Origin of the sequence: Citrobacter sp. Cb028 (assembly GCF_030336705.1) — a bacterium.
In the GTDB taxonomy this organism is placed as follows: Bacteria; Pseudomonadota; Gammaproteobacteria; order Enterobacterales; family Enterobacteriaceae; genus Citrobacter; species Citrobacter braakii.
In genome coordinates, this window is sequence record NZ_JAOWCZ010000022.1 from 1 (window position 1) to 22,620 (window position 22,620).

Annotated in this window: 20 protein-coding genes and 1 riboswitch; of the genes, 11 read left to right on the forward strand and 9 right to left on the reverse strand. The window is 52.6% G+C overall.

The genetic code is table 11. The annotated features are described in order from the left end of the window. The 9 genes from tuf to rpoC form a co-directional block, all read left to right on the forward strand. On the forward strand, positions 1-1,026 hold a 1,026-nt coding region (tuf, locus tag OGV75_RS01730; protein ID WP_189624548.1), incomplete at its 5' end, for an elongation factor Tu. A 230-nt stretch (positions 1,027-1,256) separates the two neighbouring features. Next, positions 1,257-1,640, forward strand: a complete 384-nt coding sequence (gene secE / locus OGV75_RS01735; protein WP_003033128.1) for a preprotein translocase subunit SecE — start codon at positions 1,257-1,259, stop codon at positions 1,638-1,640. A 1-nt stretch (position 1,641) separates the two neighbouring features. Then, a complete protein-coding gene (nusG, locus tag OGV75_RS01740) occupies positions 1,642-2,187 on the forward strand; it encodes a transcription termination/antitermination protein NusG (RefSeq protein ID WP_003033125.1) in 546 nt (181 codons plus the stop codon). A gap of 155 nt (positions 2,188-2,342) precedes the next feature. Then, positions 2,343-2,771 (forward strand): 50S ribosomal protein L11, encoded by a 429-nt coding sequence (gene rplK, locus OGV75_RS01745; protein WP_003033122.1) that lies wholly within the window; start codon positions 2,343-2,345, stop codon positions 2,769-2,771. Between the two features lie 3 nt (positions 2,772-2,774). Beyond that, positions 2,775-3,482, forward strand: a complete 708-nt coding sequence (gene rplA, locus OGV75_RS01750) for a 50S ribosomal protein L1 (protein ID WP_016155300.1) — start codon at positions 2,775-2,777, stop codon at positions 3,480-3,482. A gap of 358 nt (positions 3,483-3,840) precedes the next feature. Continuing rightward, on the forward strand, positions 3,841-4,338 hold the full coding sequence (rplJ, locus tag OGV75_RS01755; RefSeq protein ID WP_005132895.1) for a 50S ribosomal protein L10: 498 nt from the start codon (positions 3,841-3,843) through the stop codon (positions 4,336-4,338). A gap of 66 nt (positions 4,339-4,404) precedes the next feature. Then, on the forward strand, positions 4,405-4,770 hold the full coding sequence (gene rplL, locus OGV75_RS01760) for a 50S ribosomal protein L7/L12 (protein WP_000028882.1): 366 nt from the start codon (positions 4,405-4,407) through the stop codon (positions 4,768-4,770). Between the two features lie 320 nt (positions 4,771-5,090). Further along, entirely contained in the window at positions 5,091-9,119 is a 4,029-nt protein-coding gene (rpoB, locus tag OGV75_RS01765) for a DNA-directed RNA polymerase subunit beta (protein ID WP_003033111.1), read from the forward strand. A 76-nt stretch (positions 9,120-9,195) separates the two neighbouring features. Then, a complete protein-coding gene (gene rpoC, locus OGV75_RS01770) occupies positions 9,196-13,419 on the forward strand; it encodes a DNA-directed RNA polymerase subunit beta' (RefSeq protein ID WP_016155301.1) in 4,224 nt (1,407 codons plus the stop codon). A gap of 131 nt (positions 13,420-13,550) precedes the next feature. Here the strand turns inward: rpoC and OGV75_RS01775 are convergent, their stop codons facing one another. Both OGV75_RS01775 and OGV75_RS01780 read right to left on the reverse strand, forming a co-directional pair. Beyond that, positions 13,551-13,868 (reverse strand): PTS lactose/cellobiose transporter subunit IIA, encoded by a 318-nt coding sequence (locus OGV75_RS01775; protein WP_047415986.1) that lies wholly within the window; start codon positions 13,866-13,868, stop codon positions 13,551-13,553. Positions 13,869-13,872: 4 nt separating this feature from the next. Further along, on the reverse strand, positions 13,873-14,178 hold the full coding sequence (locus tag OGV75_RS01780; protein WP_016155303.1) for a PTS sugar transporter subunit IIB: 306 nt from the start codon (positions 14,176-14,178) through the stop codon (positions 13,873-13,875). Between the two features lie 1,090 nt (positions 14,179-15,268). Between OGV75_RS01780 and cspE the strand changes: the two genes are divergently transcribed. Continuing rightward, positions 15,269-15,481: a transcription antiterminator/RNA stability regulator CspE gene (gene cspE, locus OGV75_RS01785; protein ID WP_016155304.1), complete on the forward strand. Its 213-nt coding sequence runs from the start codon at positions 15,269-15,271 to the stop codon at positions 15,479-15,481. Positions 15,482-15,601: 120 nt separating this feature from the next. Here the strand turns inward: cspE and thiH are convergent, their stop codons facing one another. The 7 genes from thiH to OGV75_RS01820 all read right to left on the reverse strand — a co-directional run bounded on the left by thiH (position 15,602) and on the right by OGV75_RS01820 (position 21,713). Further along, positions 15,602-16,735, reverse strand: coding sequence for a 2-iminoacetate synthase ThiH (thiH, locus tag OGV75_RS01790; protein WP_286480299.1), 1,134 nt, complete (start codon positions 16,733-16,735; stop codon positions 15,602-15,604). Continuing rightward, positions 16,732-17,502, reverse strand: coding sequence for a thiazole synthase (gene thiG / locus OGV75_RS01795; protein ID WP_286480300.1), 771 nt, complete (start codon positions 17,500-17,502; stop codon positions 16,732-16,734). The genes thiH and thiG overlap by 4 nt, the downstream gene beginning before the upstream one ends. 1 nt (position 17,503) lies before the next feature. Further along, positions 17,504-17,704 carry a sulfur carrier protein ThiS gene (gene thiS / locus OGV75_RS01800; RefSeq protein ID WP_016155307.1) on the reverse strand — a complete coding sequence of 67 codons (201 nt, stop codon included), beginning with the start codon at positions 17,702-17,704 and terminating at the stop codon, positions 17,504-17,506. After that, entirely contained in the window at positions 17,685-18,443 is a 759-nt protein-coding gene (locus OGV75_RS01805) for a HesA/MoeB/ThiF family protein (protein ID WP_286480301.1), read from the reverse strand. Before OGV75_RS01805 ends, thiS begins: the two co-directional genes overlap by 20 nt. After that, the gene (gene thiE / locus OGV75_RS01810) at positions 18,436-19,071 is read right to left on the reverse strand and encodes a thiamine phosphate synthase (RefSeq protein ID WP_279272549.1); all 636 of its coding nucleotides are present in this window, start codon (positions 19,069-19,071) and stop codon (positions 18,436-18,438) included. The genes OGV75_RS01805 and thiE overlap by 8 nt, the downstream gene beginning before the upstream one ends. Next, entirely contained in the window at positions 19,071-20,969 is a 1,899-nt protein-coding gene (thiC, locus tag OGV75_RS01815; protein WP_286480302.1) for a phosphomethylpyrimidine synthase ThiC, read from the reverse strand. Before thiC ends, thiE begins: the two co-directional genes overlap by 1 nt. Positions 20,970-21,052: 83 nt before the next feature. Beyond that, a riboswitch (TPP riboswitch) is annotated at positions 21,053-21,175 on the reverse strand. A 49-nt stretch (positions 21,176-21,224) separates the two neighbouring features. Next, entirely contained in the window at positions 21,225-21,713 is a 489-nt protein-coding gene (locus OGV75_RS01820) for an Rsd/AlgQ family anti-sigma factor (protein ID WP_047498843.1), read from the reverse strand. Positions 21,714-21,809: 96 nt separating this feature from the next. Here OGV75_RS01820 and nudC point away from each other — a divergent pair, with 96 nt between their 5' ends. Further along, positions 21,810-22,583, forward strand: a complete 774-nt coding sequence (gene nudC / locus OGV75_RS01825; RefSeq protein WP_016155312.1) for an NAD(+) diphosphatase — start codon at positions 21,810-21,812, stop codon at positions 22,581-22,583. Positions 22,584-22,620: the final 37 nt, after the last annotated feature.

The following is a 22,620-nucleotide window of genomic DNA, read 5'->3' on the forward strand; positions in this document are numbered from 1 at the left end:
CCGGAAGAAAAAGCTCGTGGTATCACCATCAACACTTCTCACGTTGAATATGACACCCCGACTCGCCACTACGCACACGTAGACTGCCCGGGCCACGCCGACTATGTTAAAAACATGATCACCGGTGCTGCGCAGATGGACGGCGCGATCCTGGTTGTTGCTGCGACTGACGGCCCGATGCCGCAGACTCGTGAGCACATCCTGCTGGGTCGTCAGGTAGGCGTTCCGTACATCATCGTGTTCCTGAACAAATGCGACATGGTTGATGACGAAGAGCTGCTGGAACTGGTAGAAATGGAAGTTCGTGAACTTCTGTCTCAGTACGATTTCCCGGGCGACGACACTCCGATCGTTCGTGGTTCTGCTCTGAAAGCGCTGGAAGGCGAAGCAGAGTGGGAAGCGAAAATCATCGAACTGGCTGGCTTCCTGGATTCTTACATCCCAGAACCAGAGCGTGCGATTGACAAGCCGTTCCTGCTGCCTATCGAAGACGTATTCTCCATCTCCGGTCGTGGTACCGTTGTTACCGGTCGTGTAGAGCGCGGTATCATCAAAGTTGGTGAAGAAGTTGAAATCGTTGGTATCAAAGAGACTGCTAAGTCTACCTGTACTGGCGTTGAAATGTTCCGCAAACTGCTGGACGAAGGCCGTGCTGGTGAGAACGTTGGTGTTCTGCTGCGTGGTATCAAACGTGAAGAAATCGAACGTGGTCAGGTACTGGCTAAGCCGGGCTCTATCAAGCCGCACACCAAGTTCGAATCTGAAGTGTACATTCTGTCCAAAGATGAAGGCGGCCGTCATACTCCGTTCTTCAAAGGCTACCGTCCGCAGTTCTACTTCCGTACTACTGACGTGACTGGTACCATCGAACTGCCGGAAGGCGTTGAGATGGTAATGCCGGGCGACAACATCAAAATGGTTGTTACCCTGATCCACCCAATCGCGATGGACGACGGTCTGCGTTTCGCAATCCGTGAAGGCGGCCGTACTGTTGGTGCGGGCGTTGTTGCTAAAGTAATGAGCTAATTGCCGAATAACATTTGACGCAATGCGCAATAAAAGGGCATCATTTGATGCCCTTTTTGCACGCTTTCACACCAGAACCTGGCTCATCAGTGATTTTATTTGTCATAATCATTGCTGAGACAGGCTCTGAAGAGGGCGTTTAGTCCGAAACGCACCAGAGCATTTCGGTTTGGATCGCCTCGCTTACGCGGGGTGAAAATGTTTGTAGAATACTTCTGACAGGTTGGTTTATGAGTGCGAATACCGAAGCTCAAGGAAGCGGGCGCGGCCTGGAAGCGATGAAGTGGGTTGTTGTCGCTGTATTGCTGCTTGTAGCTATCGTTGGCAACTACCTCTATCGTGACATGATGCTGCCGCTGCGTGCGCTGGCCGTAGTGATTCTGATTGCCGCAGCGGGTGGTGTCGCGCTGTTGACAACAAAAGGTAAAGCGACCGTTGCTTTTGCCCGTGAAGCGAGAACCGAAGTCCGTAAGGTCATTTGGCCAACTCGCCAGGAAACATTGCACACCACATTAATTGTGGCTGCGGTTACCGCAGTAATGTCACTGATCCTGTGGGGACTGGATGGTATTCTGGTTCGCCTGGTATCCTTTATCACTGGCCTGAGGTTCTAAGATGTCTGAAGCCCCTAAAAAGCGCTGGTACGTCGTTCAGGCGTTTTCCGGTTTTGAAGGCCGCGTAGCTACATCGCTGCGCGAATATATCAAGTTACAAAATATGGAAGAGCTGTTTGGCGAAGTCATGGTGCCGACCGAAGAAGTGGTTGAAATCCGTGGCGGCCAGCGTCGCAAGAGCGAACGTAAATTCTTCCCGGGCTATGTATTGGTCCAGATGGTGATGAATGACGCAAGCTGGCACCTGGTGCGCAGCGTGCCGCGTGTGATGGGCTTTATCGGCGGTACTTCTGACCGTCCGGCGCCGATCAGCGACAAAGAAGTTGATGCGATCATGAACCGTCTGCAGCAGGTTGGCGACAAGCCGCGTCCGAAAACGATGTTTGAGCCAGGTGAAATGGTTCGCGTTAGCGACGGTCCGTTCGCTGACTTTAACGGCGTGGTTGAAGAAGTGGACTACGAGAAGTCTCGTCTGAAAGTTTCCGTATCTATCTTCGGTCGTGCGACTCCGGTTGAACTGGACTTCGCTCAGGTTGAAAAAGCCTAACACCCCGATCAAAAAAGCGACGATTTAATCGTTGCACAAGGCGCGAGATTGGAATACAATTTCGCGCCTTTTGTTTTTATGGATCCTATCCGTAAAACGAATTTAATCACGGGGAGCCTCCTTGAGGCGTTATAACCCAACTAGAGGAATTTAGAATGGCTAAGAAAGTCCAAGCCTATGTCAAGCTGCAGGTTGCAGCTGGTATGGCTAACCCGAGTCCGCCGGTAGGTCCTGCACTGGGTCAACAAGGCGTGAACATCATGGAATTCTGCAAAGCGTTCAACGCTAAAACTGATTCCATGGAAAAAGGTCTGCCAATCCCGGTTGTTATCACCGTTTACGCTGACCGTTCTTTCACTTTCGTTACCAAAACGCCTCCGGCAGCAGTTCTGCTGAAGAAAGCGGCTGGTATCAAGTCTGGTTCCGGCAAGCCGAACAAAGACAAAGTGGGTAAAATTTCCCGCGCTCAGCTGCAGGAAATCGCGCAGACCAAAGCTGCCGACATGACTGGTTCCGACATTGAAGCGATGACTCGCTCCATTGAAGGTACTGCACGTTCCATGGGCCTGGTAGTGGAGGACTAAGAAATGGCTAAACTGACCAAGCGCATGTCCGTGATCCGTGACAAAGTTGATGCTACTAAGCAGTATGACATCAACGAAGCTATCGCTCTGCTGAAAGAGCTGGCCACTGCTAAATTCGTAGAAAGCGTGGACGTTGCTGTTAACCTCGGCATCGATGCTCGTAAATCTGACCAGAACGTACGTGGTGCAACTGTACTGCCGCACGGTACTGGCCGTTCCGTTCGCGTAGCCGTATTTACCCAGGGTGCAAACGCTGAAGCTGCTAAAGCTGCAGGCGCTGAGCTGGTAGGTATGGAAGATCTGGCTGAACAGATCAAGAAAGGCGAAATGAACTTTGACGTTGTTATTGCTTCCCCGGATGCAATGCGCGTTGTTGGCCAACTGGGTCAGGTTCTGGGTCCGCGCGGCCTGATGCCAAACCCGAAAGTTGGTACTGTAACTCCTAACGTTGCTGAAGCTGTTAAGAATGCTAAAGCTGGTCAGGTTCGTTACCGTAACGACAAAAACGGCATCATTCACACCACCATCGGTAAAGTGGATTTTGACGCTGACAAACTGAAAGAAAACCTGGAAGCTCTGTTGGTTGCGCTGAAAAAAGCAAAACCGACTCAGGCAAAAGGCGTGTACATCAAGAAAGTTAGCATCTCCACCACCATGGGTGCTGGCGTTGCCGTTGATCAGTCCGGTCTGACTGCGACTGTGGCGAACTAATATTCGCCTTTACGTGGGCGGTGATTTTGTCTACAATCTTACCCCCACGTATTCTGCTAATTGCAGACGTATATCTGAGATATTCAGGCTGTGGCAAGGCAGTCAACGCCACTACAGATTGAATAGCGACAGATAGAAAAGATTTGTTCGTTGGAGCCTGGCCTAATCCAGGCCTCCGTCGAAGACCGCAGGTGTTTCGTAAGAAACTTAATGCCCTGCGTAGACGGTGACAGAACGCTAAGATTATTTCTGATACTCTGGCTTGTTTCTGCTCACCGTATTTAGACGCTCTCTCCGTTGGGGGGAGTGAAGTGAGTTCCGGAACATGAGTTCCGGCAAACATCCAGGAGCAAAGCTAATGGCTTTAAATCTTCAAGACAAACAAGCGATTGTTGCTGAAGTCAGCGAAGTAGCCAAAGGCGCGCTGTCTGCAGTAGTTGCGGATTCCCGTGGCGTAACTGTAGATAAAATGACTGAACTGCGTAAAGCAGGTCGTGAAGCTGGCGTATACATGCGTGTTGTTCGTAACACCCTGCTGCGCCGCGTCGTTGAAGGTACTCAGTTCGAGTGCCTGAAAGACACGTTTGTTGGTCCGACCCTGATTGCATACTCTATGGAACACCCGGGCGCTGCTGCTCGTCTGTTCAAAGAGTTCGCGAAAGCGAATGCAAAATTTGAGGTCAAAGCCGCAGCCTTTGAAGGTGAGTTGATTACGGCATCGAATATCGATCGCCTGGCAACTCTGCCGACCTACGAAGAAGCAATTGCACGCCTGATGGCAACCATGAAAGAAGCTTCGGCTGGCAAACTGGTTCGTACTCTGGCTGCTGTACGCGATGCGAAAGAAGCTGCTTAATCGCAGTTATCTTTGTAAAGCATCTGCTTACGTATAAACTTATTCTGATTTTCAGGAACAATTTAAATGTCTATCACTAAAGATCAAATCATTGAAGCAGTATCCGCTATGTCCGTAATGGACGTTGTAGAACTGATTTCTGCAATGGAAGAAAAATTCGGTGTTTCTGCTGCTGCTGCTGTAGCTGTAGCTGCTGGCCCGGCTGAAGCTGCTGAAGAAAAAACTGAATTCGACGTAATTCTGAAAGCTGCTGGCGCTAACAAAGTTGCTGTTATCAAAGCAGTACGTGGCGCAACTGGCCTGGGTCTGAAAGAAGCTAAAGACCTGGTAGAATCTGCACCGGCTGCGCTGAAAGAAGGCGTGAGCAAAGACGACGCAGAAGCACTGAAAAAATCTCTGGAAGAAGCTGGCGCTGAAGTTGAAGTTAAATAAGCCAACTTTTCTGGTTGCAGCCTAAGAAATTAGGCTGATGGCTGGTGACTTTTTAGTCACCAGCCTTTTTGCGCTGTAAGGCGCCAGTAGCATTTCACACTGTTTGACTACTGCTGTGCCTTTCAATGCTTGTTTCTATCGACGTCTTAATATACTGCGACAGAACGTCAGTTCTGTGTAAATCGCAATGAAATGGTTTAAGCGTGATAGCAACAGGCATTGCGGAAAGTATTCGATTTTCCGGTCAACAAAATAGTGTTGCACAAACTGTCCCTTCGTCGGACAGATGGGTCGACTTGTCAGCGAGCTGAGGAACCCTAATGGTTTACTCCTATACCGAGAAAAAACGTATTCGTAAGGATTTTGGTAAACGTCCGCAAGTGTTGGACATACCTTATCTCCTTTCTATCCAGCTTGACTCGTTTCAGAAGTTCATCGAGCAAGATCCTGAAGGGCAGTATGGTCTGGAAGCAGCTTTCCGTTCCGTTTTCCCGATTCAGAGCTACAGCGGTAATTCCGAGCTGCAATACGTCAGCTACCGCCTTGGCGAACCGGTGTTTGACGTTCAGGAATGTCAGATCCGTGGCGTGACCTATTCCGCACCGCTGCGCGTAAAACTGCGCCTGGTGATCTACGAGCGCGAAGCGCCGGAAGGCACCGTAAAAGACATTAAAGAACAAGAAGTCTACATGGGCGAAATTCCGCTCATGACAGACAACGGTACCTTTGTTATCAACGGTACTGAGCGTGTTATCGTTTCTCAGCTGCACCGTAGTCCTGGCGTCTTTTTTGACTCCGACAAAGGTAAAACCCACTCTTCGGGTAAAGTGCTGTATAACGCGCGTATTATCCCTTACCGTGGTTCCTGGCTGGACTTCGAATTCGATCCGAAGGACAACCTGTTCGTACGTATTGACCGTCGCCGTAAACTGCCTGCGACCATTATTCTGCGTGCACTGAACTACACCACTGAGCAGATCCTTGACCTATTCTTTGAGAAAGTTGTTTTCGAAATTCGTGACAACAAGCTGCAGATGGAACTGGTGCCGGAACGCCTGCGTGGTGAAACCGCCTCCTTTGACATCGAAGCTAACGGCAAAGTCTACGTCGAAAAAGGCCGTCGCATCACTGCGCGCCACATTCGCCAACTGGAAAAAGACGATATCAAACATATCGAAGTTCCGGTTGAATACATTGCTGGTAAAGTTGCGGCTAAAGACTACGTTGACGAATCTACTGGCGAGCTGATCTGCGCAGCTAACATGGAGCTGAGTCTGGATCTGCTGGCTAAGCTGAGCCAGTCTGGCCACAAGCGTATCGAAACGCTGTTCACCAACGATCTGGACCACGGTCCGTACATTTCTGAAACTGTACGTGTCGACCCAACCAACGATCGTCTGAGCGCGCTGGTAGAAATCTACCGCATGATGCGCCCTGGTGAGCCGCCGACGCGTGAAGCTGCTGAAAGCCTGTTCGAGAACCTGTTCTTCTCCGAAGACCGCTATGACCTGTCTGCGGTTGGTCGTATGAAGTTCAACCGTTCTCTGCTGCGCGACGAAATCGAAGGTTCCGGTATCCTGAGCAAAGATGACATCATCGAAGTGATGAAGAAGCTCATCGATATCCGTAACGGTAAAGGCGAAGTCGATGATATCGACCACCTCGGTAACCGTCGTATCCGTTCCGTAGGCGAAATGGCGGAAAACCAGTTCCGCGTTGGCCTGGTACGTGTTGAGCGTGCGGTGAAAGAGCGTCTGTCTCTGGGCGATCTGGATACCCTGATGCCTCAGGATATGATCAACGCTAAGCCGATTTCTGCAGCAGTGAAAGAGTTCTTTGGTTCCAGCCAGCTGTCTCAGTTTATGGACCAGAACAACCCGCTGTCTGAGATTACGCACAAACGTCGTATCTCTGCACTCGGCCCAGGCGGTTTGACCCGTGAACGCGCAGGCTTCGAAGTTCGAGACGTACACCCGACTCACTACGGTCGCGTATGTCCAATCGAAACGCCTGAAGGTCCGAACATCGGTCTGATCAACTCCTTGTCTGTGTACGCACAGACTAACGAATACGGCTTCCTCGAGACTCCGTACCGTAAAGTGACCGACGGTGTTGTAACTGACGAAATTCATTACCTGTCAGCTATCGAAGAAGGCAACTACGTTATCGCTCAGGCGAACTCCAACCTGGATGACGAAGGCCACTTTGTAGAAGATCTGGTTACCTGCCGTAGCAAAGGCGAATCCAGCTTGTTCAGCCGTGACCAGGTTGACTACATGGACGTATCCACCCAGCAGGTGGTATCCGTCGGTGCGTCCCTGATCCCGTTCCTGGAACACGATGACGCCAACCGTGCATTGATGGGTGCGAACATGCAACGTCAGGCGGTTCCGACTCTGCGCGCTGATAAGCCGCTGGTTGGTACCGGTATGGAACGTGCTGTTGCCGTCGACTCCGGTGTTACCGCAGTTGCTAAACGTGGCGGTACCGTCCAGTACGTGGATGCTTCCCGTATCGTTATCAAAGTTAACGAAGACGAGATGTACCCGGGCGAAGCAGGTATCGACATTTATAACCTGACCAAATACACCCGTTCTAACCAGAACACCTGTATCAACCAGATGCCTTGCGTATCTCTGGGCGAGCCGGTTGAACGTGGTGATGTGCTGGCAGACGGTCCGTCCACCGATCTCGGTGAACTGGCGCTCGGTCAGAACATGCGCGTGGCATTCATGCCATGGAATGGTTACAACTTCGAAGACTCCATCCTCGTATCTGAGCGTGTTGTCCAGGAAGACCGTTTCACCACCATCCACATTCAGGAACTGGCATGTGTGTCCCGTGACACCAAGCTGGGGCCGGAAGAGATCACCGCTGACATCCCGAACGTGGGTGAAGCTGCGCTCTCCAAACTGGATGAATCCGGTATCGTTTATATCGGCGCGGAAGTAACCGGTGGCGATATTCTGGTTGGTAAGGTAACGCCGAAAGGTGAAACCCAGCTGACGCCAGAAGAGAAGCTGCTGCGTGCGATCTTCGGTGAGAAAGCGTCTGACGTTAAAGATTCTTCTCTGCGCGTGCCCAACGGTGTTTCCGGTACGATTATCGACGTTCAGGTCTTTACTCGCGATGGCGTAGAAAAAGACAAACGTGCGCTGGAAATCGAAGAGATGCAGCTGAAGCAGGCGAAAAAAGACCTGTCTGAAGAACTGCAAATCCTCGAAGCTGGCCTGTTCAGCCGTATCTACGCTGTGCTGGTTTCCGGTGGTGTTGAAGCTGAGAAGCTCGACAAACTGCCGCGCGATCGCTGGTTAGAACTCGGCCTGACCGACGAAGAGAAACAAAATCAGCTGGAACAACTGGCTGAGCAGTACGACGAACTGAAACACGAGTTCGAGAAAAAACTCGAAGCGAAACGCCGTAAAATCACTCAGGGCGACGATCTGGCACCGGGCGTGCTGAAGATTGTTAAGGTTTATCTGGCGGTTAAACGTCGGATCCAGCCTGGTGATAAGATGGCAGGTCGTCACGGTAACAAGGGTGTAATCTCTAAGATCAACCCGATCGAAGATATGCCACACGATGCTAACGGTACGCCGGTAGATATCGTGCTGAACCCGCTGGGCGTACCATCGCGTATGAACATCGGTCAGATCCTTGAAACCCACCTGGGTATGGCTGCGAAAGGTATTGGCGATAAGATCAACGCCATGCTGAAACAGCAGCAGGAAGTCGCGAAACTGCGCGAATTCATCCAGCGTGCTTACGATCTGGGTTCAGATGTTCGTCAGAAAGTTGACCTGAATACCTTCAGCGATGAAGAAGTTCTGCGTCTGGCTGAAAACCTGAAAAAAGGTATGCCGATCGCAACGCCGGTGTTCGACGGTGCGAAAGAGTCTGAAATCAAGGAACTGTTACAGCTGGGTGGCCTGCCGACTTCCGGTCAGATCACACTGTTCGACGGTCGTACCGGTGAGCAGTTCGAGCGCCAGGTTACCGTTGGCTACATGTACATGCTGAAACTGAACCACTTGGTTGATGACAAGATGCATGCGCGTTCTACCGGTTCTTACAGCCTGGTTACTCAGCAGCCGCTGGGTGGTAAGGCTCAGTTCGGTGGTCAGCGCTTCGGGGAGATGGAAGTGTGGGCGCTTGAAGCATACGGCGCGGCATACACCCTGCAGGAAATGCTCACCGTTAAGTCTGATGACGTGAACGGTCGTACTAAGATGTATAAAAACATCGTGGACGGCAACCATCAGATGGAACCAGGCATGCCGGAATCCTTCAACGTACTGTTGAAAGAGATTCGTTCGCTGGGTATCAACATCGAGCTGGAAGACGAGTAACTCTCGATCAAACAGGTCACTGGTGCTGGCGTAACAGCCAGCGCCAGATTGTGCTAACTCCGACGGGAGCAAATCCGTGAAAGATTTATTAAAGTTTCTGAAAGCGCAGACTAAAACCGAAGAGTTTGATGCGATCAAAATTGCTCTGGCCTCGCCAGACATGATCCGTTCATGGTCTTTCGGTGAAGTTAAGAAGCCGGAAACCATCAACTACCGTACGTTCAAACCTGAACGTGACGGCCTTTTCTGCGCCCGTATCTTTGGGCCGGTAAAAGACTATGAGTGCCTGTGCGGTAAGTACAAGCGCCTGAAACACCGTGGTGTGATCTGTGAGAAGTGCGGCGTTGAAGTGACCCAGACTAAAGTACGCCGTGAGCGTATGGGCCACATCGAGCTGGCGTCTCCGACCGCTCACATCTGGTTCCTGAAATCTCTGCCGTCCCGTATCGGTCTGCTGCTCGATATGCCGCTGCGCGATATCGAACGCGTACTGTACTTCGAATCTTATGTGGTTATCGAAGGCGGTATGACTAACCTGGAACGTCAACAGATCCTGACTGAAGAGCAGTATCTGGACGCGCTGGAAGAGTTCGGTGACGAATTCGACGCGAAGATGGGTGCGGAAGCAATCCAGGCCTTGCTGAAGAGCATGGATCTGGAGCAAGAGTGCGAAACTCTGCGCGAAGAGCTGAACGAAACCAACTCCGAAACCAAGCGTAAGAAGCTGACCAAACGTATCAAACTGCTGGAAGCATTCGTACAGTCTGGCAACAAGCCAGAGTGGATGATCCTGACCGTTCTGCCGGTTCTGCCGCCAGATCTGCGTCCGCTGGTTCCGCTGGATGGTGGTCGTTTCGCAACATCGGATCTGAACGATCTGTACCGTCGCGTGATCAACCGTAACAACCGTCTGAAACGTCTGCTGGATCTGGCTGCGCCGGACATCATCGTACGTAACGAAAAACGTATGCTGCAGGAAGCGGTTGACGCCCTGCTGGATAACGGTCGTCGTGGTCGTGCGATCACCGGTTCTAACAAACGTCCTCTGAAATCTTTGGCCGATATGATCAAAGGTAAACAGGGTCGTTTCCGTCAGAACCTGCTCGGTAAGCGTGTTGACTACTCCGGTCGTTCTGTAATCACCGTAGGTCCATACCTGCGTCTGCATCAGTGCGGTCTGCCGAAGAAAATGGCACTGGAACTGTTCAAACCGTTCATTTACGGCAAGCTGGAACTGCGTGGCCTGGCCACCACCATCAAAGCCGCTAAGAAAATGGTTGAGCGTGAAGAAGCTGTCGTTTGGGATATCCTCGACGAAGTTATCCGCGAACACCCGGTACTGCTGAACCGTGCACCAACCCTGCACCGTCTGGGTATCCAGGCATTTGAACCGGTACTGATCGAAGGTAAAGCTATCCAGCTGCACCCGCTGGTTTGTGCGGCATATAACGCCGACTTCGATGGTGACCAGATGGCTGTTCACGTACCGCTGACGCTGGAAGCCCAGCTCGAAGCGCGTGCGCTGATGATGTCTACCAACAACATCCTGTCTCCGGCGAACGGCGAACCTATCATCGTTCCGTCTCAGGACGTTGTATTGGGTCTGTACTACATGACCCGTGACTGTGTTAACGCCAAAGGCGAAGGCATGGTGCTGACTGGCCCGAAAGAAGCTGAGCGTATCTATCGCGCAGGTCTGGCCTCTCTGCATGCGCGTGTTAAAGTGCGTATCACTGAATACGAAAAAGATGAAAACGGCGAATTCGTTGCGCACACCAGCCTGAAAGACACGACCGTTGGTCGCGCCATTCTGTGGATGATCGTACCGAAAGGTCTGCCTTTCTCCATCGTCAACCAGGCGCTGGGCAAGAAAGCAATCTCCAAAATGCTGAACACCTGTTACCGCATTCTGGGCCTGAAGCCGACCGTTATCTTCGCTGACCAGACAATGTACACCGGCTTTGCTTATGCAGCGCGTTCAGGTGCATCTGTTGGTATTGATGACATGGTCATCCCAGAGAAGAAACACGAGATCATCTCTGAAGCGGAAGCTGAAGTTGCTGAGATCCAGGAGCAGTTCCAGTCTGGTCTGGTAACCGCGGGCGAACGCTATAACAAAGTTATCGATATCTGGGCTGCGGCGAACGATCGTGTATCCAAAGCGATGATGGATAACCTGCAAACCGAAACCGTGATTAACCGTGACGGCGTAGAAGAGCAGCAGGTTTCCTTCAACAGCATCTACATGATGGCCGACTCCGGTGCGCGTGGTTCTGCAGCACAGATTCGTCAGCTGGCTGGTATGCGTGGTCTGATGGCTAAGCCAGATGGCTCCATCATCGAAACGCCAATCACCGCGAACTTCCGTGAAGGTCTGAACGTACTCCAGTACTTCATCTCTACTCACGGTGCTCGTAAAGGTCTGGCGGATACCGCACTGAAAACAGCGAACTCCGGTTATCTGACCCGTCGTCTGGTTGACGTTGCGCAGGACTTGGTTGTTACTGAAGACGATTGCGGCACGCTGGAAGGTATCACCATGACCCCGGTTATCGAGGGTGGTGATGTTAAAGAACCGCTGCGCGATCGCGTTCTGGGTCGTGTGACTGCTGAAGACGTTCTGAAGCCGGGCACGGCGGATATTCTGGTTCCACGCAACACGCTGCTGCACGAACAGTGGTGTGACCTGCTGGAAGAGAACTCCGTTGACTCCGTCAAGGTCCGTTCCGTTGTATCCTGTGACACCGACTTTGGTGTATGTGCGCACTGTTACGGTCGTGACCTGGCGCGTGGCCACATCATCAATAAAGGTGAAGCAATCGGCGTTATCGCGGCACAGTCCATCGGTGAACCGGGTACACAGCTGACGATGCGTACGTTCCACATCGGTGGTGCGGCATCTCGTGCGGCTGCTGAATCCAGCATCCAGGTGAAAAACAAAGGTAGCATCCGTCTGAGCAATGCGAAGTCGGTTGTTAACTCCAGCGGTAAACTGGTTATCACCTCACGTAACACCGAACTGAAACTGATCGACGAATTCGGCCGTACCAAAGAAAGCTATAAAGTGCCTTACGGCTCCGTTATGGCGAAAGGTGATGGCGAACAGGTTGCTGGCGGCGAAACCGTAGCGAACTGGGATCCGCACACCATGCCGGTTATCACCGAAGTGAGTGGTTTCGTCCGCTTCACTGACATGATCGACGGCCAGACCATTACTCGTCAGACCGACGAGCTGACCGGTCTGTCTTCTCTGGTGGTTCTGGATTCTGCAGAACGTACTGCGGGTGGTAAAGACCTGCGTCCGGCACTGAAAATTGTTGATGCTCAGGGCAACGACGTTCTGATCCCAGGCACCGATATGCCTGCTCAGTACTTCCTGCCGGGTAAAGCGATTGTTCAGCTGGAAGATGGCGTACAGATCAGTTCTGGTGACACCCTGGCGCGTGTACCGCAGGAATCCGGCGGTACCAAGGATATCACCGGTGGTCTGCCGCGCGTTGCGGACCTGTTCGAAGCACGTCGTCCGAAAGAGCCGGCAATCCTGGCTGAAATCAGCGGCATCATTTCCTTCGGTAAAGAAACCAAAGGTAAACGTCGTCTGGTTATCACCCCGGTAGACGGTAGCGAGCCGTACGAAGAGATGATTCCGAAATGGCGTCAGCTCAACGTGTTCGAAGGTGAACGTGTAGAACGTGGTGACGTTGTTTCCGACGGTCCGGAAGCGCCGCACGACATCCTGCGTCTGCGTGGTGTGCATGCTGTAACTCGTTATATCGTTAACGAAGTTCAGGACGTATACCGTCTGCAGGGCGTTAAGATTAACGATAAGCACATCGAAGTTATCGTTCGTCAGATGCTGCGTAAAGCCACCATCGAAAGCGCTGGTAGCTCCGACTTCCTGGAAGGCGAGCAGGTTGAATACTCCCGTGTCAAGATTGCTAACCGCGATCTGGAAGCGAACGGCAAAGTGGGTGCAACATTCTCCCGCGATCTGCTGGGTATCACCAAAGCGTCTCTGGCAACCGAGTCCTTCATCTCTGCAGCATCGTTCCAGGAAACCACGCGTGTCCTGACCGAAGCCGCTGTTGCAGGTAAACGTGATGAACTGCGCGGTCTGAAAGAGAACGTTATCGTGGGTCGTCTGATCCCGGCGGGTACCGGTTATGCGTACCACCAGGATCGTATGCGCCGCCGCGCAGCGGGCGAACTGCCAGCTGCTCCGCAGGTGACTGCTGAAGATGCGTCTGCCAGCCTGGCAGAACTGCTGAACGCAGGCCTTGGCGGTTCTGACAACGATTAATCGTTGCTGACACTAATAAAAAACCCGCTTCGGCGGGTTTTTTTATGTCGATGGATTTAAGATGTATTATGTTGGCCGGATAAGGCATCAGCTGCCATCCGGCATGATGACGCCAGGCTTACGCCTTCCGATCAGTTTACTGGTGGTAAGCGTCGATACAGTTCAATCATATCGCCTGCCAGATCCTGAATCACCATGGCATTCATCAGGTGGTCCTGCGAATGGACGGTGATGAGATTAACCGGTAGTTTGCCGGTACCTTCGTCAATTCCGATCAGCTGGGTTTGGATTTTATGCGCTTGTTTAACATACTCGCGTGATTCTATCATCGCGTGTTCTGCCCCGGCGAAATCACCTTTACGCGCCAGTTGCAACGCCGTCAGGGCTTGACTGCGCGCAGCTCCGGCGTTTACCAATAATTCCATGATGATCGTTTCTAACTCTTCCATGCCATCACTCCAGTAGTTTCAGCGCTTTGTCCAGTACCGCATCGCCTTTCATCATGCCGTAATCCATCATATCGATAACGGCGACTTTTTTTCCTAGCGGGTCGGCGAGCGCCTGCAGCTTGGCCTGTTCATACTTAACCTGTGGGCCGAGCAATACGATATCCGCGGTGGCGATATTCTCTTCAAACTCAGCCACCGGGACCGCTTTGATAGTGACGTCGACACCTTTTTTCTGGGCGGCATCTTTCATCTTTTGCACCAGCATGCTGGTGGACATTCCGGCGGCACAGCATAAAACGATGTTTTTCATAAGCAGTCTCGATCAACATGTGTGGGTTGATAATTATCGCGAGCCAGCCGCAGCAACAACTGCTTTGCAACGATTGTGTGCAAAGCATCACAAAGAAAGTCACTTTTTCTGAAACCGGTTACAAAAAGAGGCTCAACCCTACGATCTGGCCCTGATTTGGCGATTGTTGACCCATTTATCATATGCAGGAATATATAATCACTGTTAATAAAGACATGTTATAAAAAACAGTATTGACAGCGTTTTTTAAACCCGTATGTTAATACTTAACAGCGGAGAAATTGTAGTTTGCTGTTAACGTAGTAAGTGTTAGTAGAGCTTGATTGGGGGTTGCGATAAAGGCCACGAAGTATTTTTGTATGGGATAGTCGATGCTGAAAACGCTATTTATTCACCTCGACAATGCTTTCAGGCCACGTAGTTGATATATCTAATCGCAAATAGTTAGTAAAACGCGACGATGTAACGCCATGATTTAATAGTAAATGTTTGCGGTTTCTGTTTTCTGGTTATCGCAAGGGAAATAAGGCAACGCATCAAAGAGTATATGTCGCGAGGGGAAGTGTACTTGTTTAGATCACCAGCCTTGAGTTCTATTATCAAGCGGGTGGAATGTGTTTAACGGTAAATAGAGGACGGTTTTAGTTAGTATCAATATCCAATATTATCTGTAGTAAACGTGTACATTTTAAAGTAGTACCATCAGCAGTATTAAATCGTTAAGTTTATTAATGTTAAATTTGAAGTGTGTAGTAACTTAAAGCCCTGACTGCAATGGTCAGGGCTTTTGTTCATTTTAGATCAAGTTGTTACCTGAAATGCTCAACCGCGATGGTGTAACATTTCGGCGCTGAGCGATTATTAAATAAATTAATTCTTGCTTATTGATTAGAAGTAAGTCTACTATAGCGACATCGGTTTGATACACAGACCTTATGAAAGCAGTTTTAGTAAAGCAGTTCTCAGTTCAAGCGTTATCCTCAGATACTCTTCTTCATGAGCCTCCTCCCTAAGTGCCCCATAAGTTAATTTCTGCAAAACAGGCCATCTTCGCTGCTTAAGCGGCTCAAAAATATGAAAGGAAGTATCTATGTCTAACAAAATGACTGGTTTAGTAAAATGGTTTAACTCTGAGAAAGGCTTCGGCTTTATCACTCCTCAGGACGGTAGCAAGGACGTGTTTGTGCATTTCTCTGCTATCCAGAGTAACGATTTTAAAACATTAGACGAAGGTCAAAAAGTGGAGTTCTCTGTGGAGAATGGCGCTAAAGGCCCGTCTGCTGTTAACGTTGTCGCGCTGTAATCGCCGATAATTTCACTAATGCTTACGATAGCGATGAAGGCCAGAGCCTGAGCAGTTAAGTGACAGTGAAGAAAAAACCCGCGAAAGCGGGTTTTTTCGTTTTATGCGATTGCTCCGGACTTACGGTATCTGCGAAGCGCGTCCCAGATAGCTGTCCCAGTCCTTCCACACGGGCTGTAACCCCTGCGCCATTAGTGCTTCAGCAACGGCTTCTGGGCGACGGGCGTCGTGTGGGGAGAACTGTTCCAGTTCAGGATGGTTATCGGCATAACCGCCGGGCTGTGTTTTTGAGAAGGCGCTGACGTTGTTGATCGCCAGCGGGATCACATGATCACGGAACCATGGCGATTCGCGGGTGGAGAGCGACAGCTCAATTTCTGGCGCCAGTAAACGAAACGCGCAAATGGTTTGGACCAACTGTCGCTCGTCCATGATCGATGCGGGTTCAACGCCACCGGTGCATGGGCGCAGGCGAGGGAAGGAGATGGAGTAGCGGCTCTGCCAGTAATGCTGCTGCATCCACAGCAGATGTTCAGCCACCATATAGCAATCGACCCGCCAGCTGTCGGACAAACCAATCAACGCGCCAAGACCGATTTTGTCGATCCCTGCGCGGCCCAGCCTGTCCGGCGTTTCCAGTCGCCAGAAGAAATCCTGCTTTTTCCCCTTCAGATGGTGGCGAGCGTAAATCGCCTCATGATAACTCTCCTGATACACCATCACGCCATCCAGTCCCAGCGTCTTCAGCTCCGCATATTCAGCCTCTGACAGCGGCTGAACTTCCATCTGCAATGAGGCAAACTGGCGGCGAATGGTGGGCAAATGGCGACGAAAGTAATCCATTCCGACTTTTGCCTGATGTTCACCGGTGACCAACAACAGATGCTCAAAACCCAGCTCACGGATAGCGGTACACTCTCGTTTTATCTCATCTTCGTCCAGCGTTTTGCGTTTGATACGGTTGCTCATGGAAAAGCCGCAGTAGGTGCAGTCGTTGGCGCAAAGATTCGAGAGATACAGCGGAACATAAAAGCTGACCATGTTGCCGAAGCGCTGCCGGGTCAGGCGCTGCGCTCGCTGTGCCAACGGCTCCAGAAAGTCGGCGGCGGCAGGGGAGAGCAACGCCATCAGATCGTCGCGACTAAGCTGTGAAGAGTTGAGGGCGTGCTCCACGTCAGCGGCGGTTTTACCGTTGATACGCAGGCGGATGTCATCCCAGTCAAGCTGGCGCCAGCGGTCGCTGAACGTTTTCATACGAAGGCCTCCAGGAATCCGGTTAACGGGCTGGTGGCGCTTGCCTGCGAACTTTTGCTTCCTGGTACCGCCTGGCGCGCCAGAAGGCCCGCTTCAACCGCCAGACGGAAGGCGGTAGCCATCGTGACCGGGCAGTCGGCCACGGCGATTGCCGTGTTGACCAGCACTGCGTCGGCACCCATTTCCAGCGCCTGTGTGGCGTGGCTGGGGACGCCGATACCCGCATCAACCACCACCGGTACGGTTGCCTGTTGGATAATAATCTCCAGCATCGCTTTCGTTTCCAGTCCCTGATTAGAACCGATGGGCGCGCCGAGCGGCATTACCGCCGCGCAGCCGACCTCTTCCAGCCGCTTACACAGCACCGGATCCGCGCCGCAGTAGGGCAGCACCACAAAGCCCAGTTTCACCAATGCTTCCGCGGCTTTTAACGTTTCAATCGGATCCGGCAATAGCCAGCGGGCGTCCGGGTGGATTTCTAATTTTAGCCAGTTTGTGCCCAGCGCTTCACGTGCCAGCTGGGCGGCGAAAATAGCCTCTTCCGCGGTTTTCGCCCCAGAGGTGTTAGGCAGTAGTGTCACCCCCGGGTCGATAAGTGGGGCCAGAATGGCATCGTTGTGCTGGCGCAAATCCACGCGCTTCATCGCCAGCGTCACCAGTTGGCTGCCGGAGGCGCGAATCGCCTCGACCATCAGCTGCGACGAAGCAAATTTTCCGGTGCCGGTGAACAGATGTGAATCAAACGTTTTGTCGGCAATACGTAACATATCAACCCCCTGCAATAACCTGAAAAAGCAGGATCTGGTCGCCTTCCTGCACGATTTGCTGCTCCCACTGCTCGCGCGGCAGGATCTGCTGATTGAGCGCCAGCGCCGCTCCCGGTTTAAGTTGATTTAGCGCAGTGAGCAGCCCGCTGACGGTTTGTCCCTCGGCGCACTGCATCGGCTCATCATTGAACTGAATCTGCATGTTGTCCTCCGCAGACCGGGCAGCCGCTGGCACGACGCAGCGCGAGGCTGCGCCACTGGCTGGTTTTACCGTCGAACAGGCGTAGCTCTCCATTGGGAGTTTCAATGCCGCTGAGTAATTTAATCGCCTCCAGCGCCTGCAAGGTGCCCATCACGCCCACAACCGGGCCGACGATGCCGGCGGTGCGGCAGTTGCGTTCCGGCTCTACATCATCCGGCCACAGGCAACGGTAACAGCCTTGTTCCCACGGTGGCGTCAGTACCATTAGCTGGCCGCCAAAGCCCACAGCGCTGGCGGTGATGAGCGGAGTGTTGAGCATCACGCAGGCGGCGTTAATTTCCTGGCGCGTCGCCATGTTGTCGGTACAGTCGAGCACCACGTCGGCACGCGCTACCGCATGCCGGAGCGCCTCACCGGTCAGCCGCTGCTCAAGGACGACAAGCTCGCTGTCCGGATTAAGGCGTGTCAGATGTCGCTTTGCCGCCTGTGCTTTCGGCCGGGCGATATCATCGGTGGTGAACAATATTTGCCGCTGCAGGTTGCTCAGATGAACGTCATCATCGTCCGCCAACGTCAGCGTGCCGACGCCCGCTCCCGCCAGATACAGTGCCGCAGGCGAGCCGAGCCCACCTAAACCGACGATCAGCACATGGCTATCGAGCAGCTTTTGTTGGCCCTCAATGGCAATGTCGCCGAGCAGGATCTGGCGGCTGTAGCGCATAAAATCGCAGTCATTCATCGCCGGCTCCCGCAATGTCCAGTAGCTGCGCCGTGGCTGCCTGCCAGTCTGCGGCGTGGGTTATGGCGCTGACCATGGCAATGCTGCCAACACCGGTCGCCAGCACCGCCGGGGCGCGCTCAAGGCTGATGCCGCCGATAGCGACAGTGGGGTAATCCGCCAGTCGTTTACTATGGCTTGCCAGCTGCGTGAGACCCTGCGGGGCCGACGGCATCTGCTTGGTTTGCGTCGGGAAGACATGGCCCAGCGCGATATAAGAAGGCTTAGCAGCCAGCGCTACGTCTATCTCCATATCATCGTGAGTGGAAACACCCAGGCGTAGCCCCGCCGCCTGAATCGCCTTCAGGTCGGTGGTTTCGAGGTCTTCCTGGCCCAAATGCACGCCGTACGCGTTGTGCTTAATTGCCAGACTCCAGTAATCGTTGATAAACAGGCGAGCGTCATAGCGACGCCCCAACTCTATGGCGGCAATGACGTCGGCTTCGACCTCTTCATCACGTTTATCTTTAATGCGCAGTTGGATCGTGCGCACACCTGCCTGCAGCAAGCGTTCAATCCATTCAACGCTGTCTACCACCGGGTAAAGCCCGAGGCGGAACGGCACGGTCGGGAAATCAGGCTGGTACATCACGCCTCCTCTTTTTTGAGGTAGATTTCGCCGCCTTTGGCGCGGAAGTTCTCCGACATATCCGCCATTCCGATTTCAATGGTTTGTGCAGCGGCGTAGTCGCGGACCTCCTGGCTGATTTTCATCGAGCAGAACTTCGGCCCGCACATGGAGCAGAAGTGGGCAACCTTGCCGGACTCCTGTGGCAGGGTTTCATCGTGATAGGCGCGGGCGGTGAATGGGTCGAGTGCGAGGTTAAACTGGTCTTCCCAGCGGAATTCGAAGCGCGCTTTCGACATGGCGTTATCGCGGATCTGCGCACCCAGATGGCCTTTGGCTAAATCAGCGGCGTGGGCGGCAATCTTGTAGGTAATCAGCCCTTGCTTCACGTCTTCTTTGTTCGGCAGGCCAAGGTGCTCTTTTGGCGTGACGTAGCACAGCATCGCACAGCCAAACCAGCCGATCATCGCCGCACCAATGCCGGAGGTGAAGTGGTCATAGCCCGGCGCGATATCTGTCGTCAACGGCCCTAAGGTGTAGAACGGCGCTTCATGGCAGTGCTCCAGCTCTTCGGTCATATTGCGCTGGATCATATGCATCGGCACATGACCCGGGCCTTCAATCATCACCTGCACGTCGTATTCCCAGGCGATTTTGGTCAGTTCGCCCAGCGTATGCAGCTCGGAGAACTGCGCCTCGTCGTTGGCATCCTGAATCGAGCCTGGACGCAGGCCGTCGCCGAGAGAGAGCGAAACGTCATAGGCGGCACAGATTTCGCAAATCTCGCGGAAATGTTCAAACAGGAAGTTCTCTTTGTGATGAGAGAGACACCATTTCGCCATGATCGAACCGCCGCGCGAGACAATTCCTGTCAGGCGTTTGGCGGTCATCGGCACGTAGCGTAGCAGTACGCCCGCGTGAATGGTGAAGTAGTCGACGCCCTGTTCGGCTTGTTCGAGCAGCGTGTCGCGGAAGGCTTCCCAGGTGAGATCTTCGGCGATCCCGTTAACCTTCTCCAGCGCCTGGTAGATCGGTACGGTACCGATCGGCACCGGGCTGTTACGCAGGATCCACTCGCGGGTTTCGTGAATATAGCGGCCGGTGGAGAGGTCCATCACCGTATCTGCGCCCCAGCGGGTCGACCACACCAGCTTCTCCACCTCTTCTTCAATGGAGGAGGTCACCGCCGAGTTACCGATGTTGGCGTTCACCTTCACCAGGAAGTTGCGACCGATGATCATCGGCTCGGATTCCGGGTGGTTGATGTTGGCAGGAATAATCGCGCGGCCCGCAGCGACTTCATCACGGACGAATTCCGGGGTGATGTTTTCCGGCAGGCGAGCGCCAAAGTTCATCCCTGGATGCTGATGGCGCAGCACTTCACTACGAATGCGCTCGCGGCCCATGTTTTCACGGATGGCGATAAATTCCATCTCCGGGGTAACCATCCCCTGACGGGCATAGTGCAACTGGGTAACGCGCTTGCCGGCTTTGGCGCGTTTTGGCGTCAGCAGGCCGCTGAAACGCAGCTCGTCCAGGCCATCGTCGGCCAGACGTTCTTTGGTATAAGCGGAGCTACGGTCGTCTAATTCTTCGCTATCATTACGCGCCGCAATCCACGGCTGGCGCAGTTTCGCCAGACCCTGCTGAACGTTAATCGCCACATCAGGATCGCCGTACGGCCCGGAGGTGTCGTACACTGGCACGGCTTCGTTCTCTTCAAACTGCGGGTTGTCTTTCGTACCACCAATCAGCGTAGGACTTAGCTGGATTTCGCGCATCGGGATGCGAATATCCGCCTGCGAACCGGTGATGTAGATACGTTTTGAGTTAGGAAAGGCGGTACCTTCCAGCGTGTCGATAAAGTGTTGGGCTTGGGCGCGCTGTTCGCGGCGTGATGGTTTAGTAGTGGCAGACATAGCTCATTCCAAATAAAAGTAAGGATATGGCTTGTCAGACGACGGATGAAGCAAGAGAGACGAACGCCAAAGGGCGATACGGTTGAAGATTGACTCTTGTTCCCTTCGCAGGTTTTAACCTGATCAGGTTCCGCGGATCCCGAATTAACGGTCTCAGCCTTTTCCACTCATGCTGCTGTGGAAAATAAGCACTCCGACAAGAAGTAACCTCAAAAAGAGGTAATGAATGTAAATTACGCGTTAATGTCGCAAATCTCAAGCAGGACGTTTGATCATGCTACTCTCGTGCATCGCATCAAAAACCAGCATGATCAGCTTATCTTCCAGCACGAACCGGGCTTCCAGCGCCTCGCCGATATCCGATAAGGCCTGTTGAAATTCAAGGAAGTTATCGTGATCAATGGCGGTCTCCAGACTGGAATCATAGTAGTCCATGATCAGTTGCGTATTGGCTTCCAGGAGCGGCCAAATTTTTGTGGCTTTTAAAAGCTGCCCGTTCCCTTCCAATTTATGGAGAATACGTTCATAAATACTGAAGTGTCCGGTGGAAAGGTAATCGACCAGGCTCTGGCAAAAATCATCCAGCGCCTTTTCATTGAGCCGCATGTACGATTCTTTGCCTGGCTTAATGCCAACCAGATTGTAGTAAGCCACGAGCAGGTGCTTACGTACATGTAGCCAGCGATCAACCAGTTTGTTACTTCCTCCGACGTGCTCCGTCAGGCTTTCCAGCTGGTTTAGCATGATTGACTCCGCAAGATGGTGTTTAGGAACGGCTCACCCGTAAATGTAAAAATAATGTAAACAACATGCCTGTGAAGCAAAGGTTGCGCAAGAGATATGGATCGTATAATTGAAAAATTAGATAGCGGCTGGTGGATTGTCAGTCATGAGCAAAAGTTATGGTTGCCTCATGGCGAACTGCCTTACGGCGACGCAGCAAGTTTTGATCTGACCGGGCAGCGTGCACTTCCTATAGGCGAATGGGAAGGGGAGACGGTCTGGCTGGTGCAGCAGCAGCGTCGGCACGATATGGGGTCTGTGCGCCAGGTCATTGACCAGGATGTTGGCCTGTTTCAACTGGCCGGACGCGGCGTACAACTGGCCGAGTTCTACCGCTCACATAAATTCTGCGGTTACTGCGGTCATCCCATGCACCCGAGTAAAACGGAATGGGCGATGCTGTGTAGCCACTGTCGAGAACGCTACTACCCGCAAATTGCCCCCTGCATTATCGTCGCTATTCGCCGTGACGACGCTATTCTGCTTGCTCAACATGTTCGCCATCGTAACGGCGTGCATACCGTGCTGGCGGGTTTTGTCGAAGTGGGCGAGACCCTCGAGCAGGCGGTGGCACGCGAAGTCATGGAAGAGAGCGGCATTAAGGTGAAAAACCTGCGCTACGTCACTTCTCAGCCGTGGCCGTTCCCACAGTCTTTGATGACCGCATTTATGGCGGAGTATGATAGCGGCGAAATTGTTATTGACCCGAAAGAACTGCTGGAAGCGAACTGGTATCGCTACGACGATTTACCGCTCCTGCCCCCGCCGGGCACCGTCGCGCGTCGATTGATTGAAGATACTGTCGCCCTCTGTCGGGCAGAGTATGAGTGACACACATGTTACACTGGCGTGAAATAGCTCAAGGAAT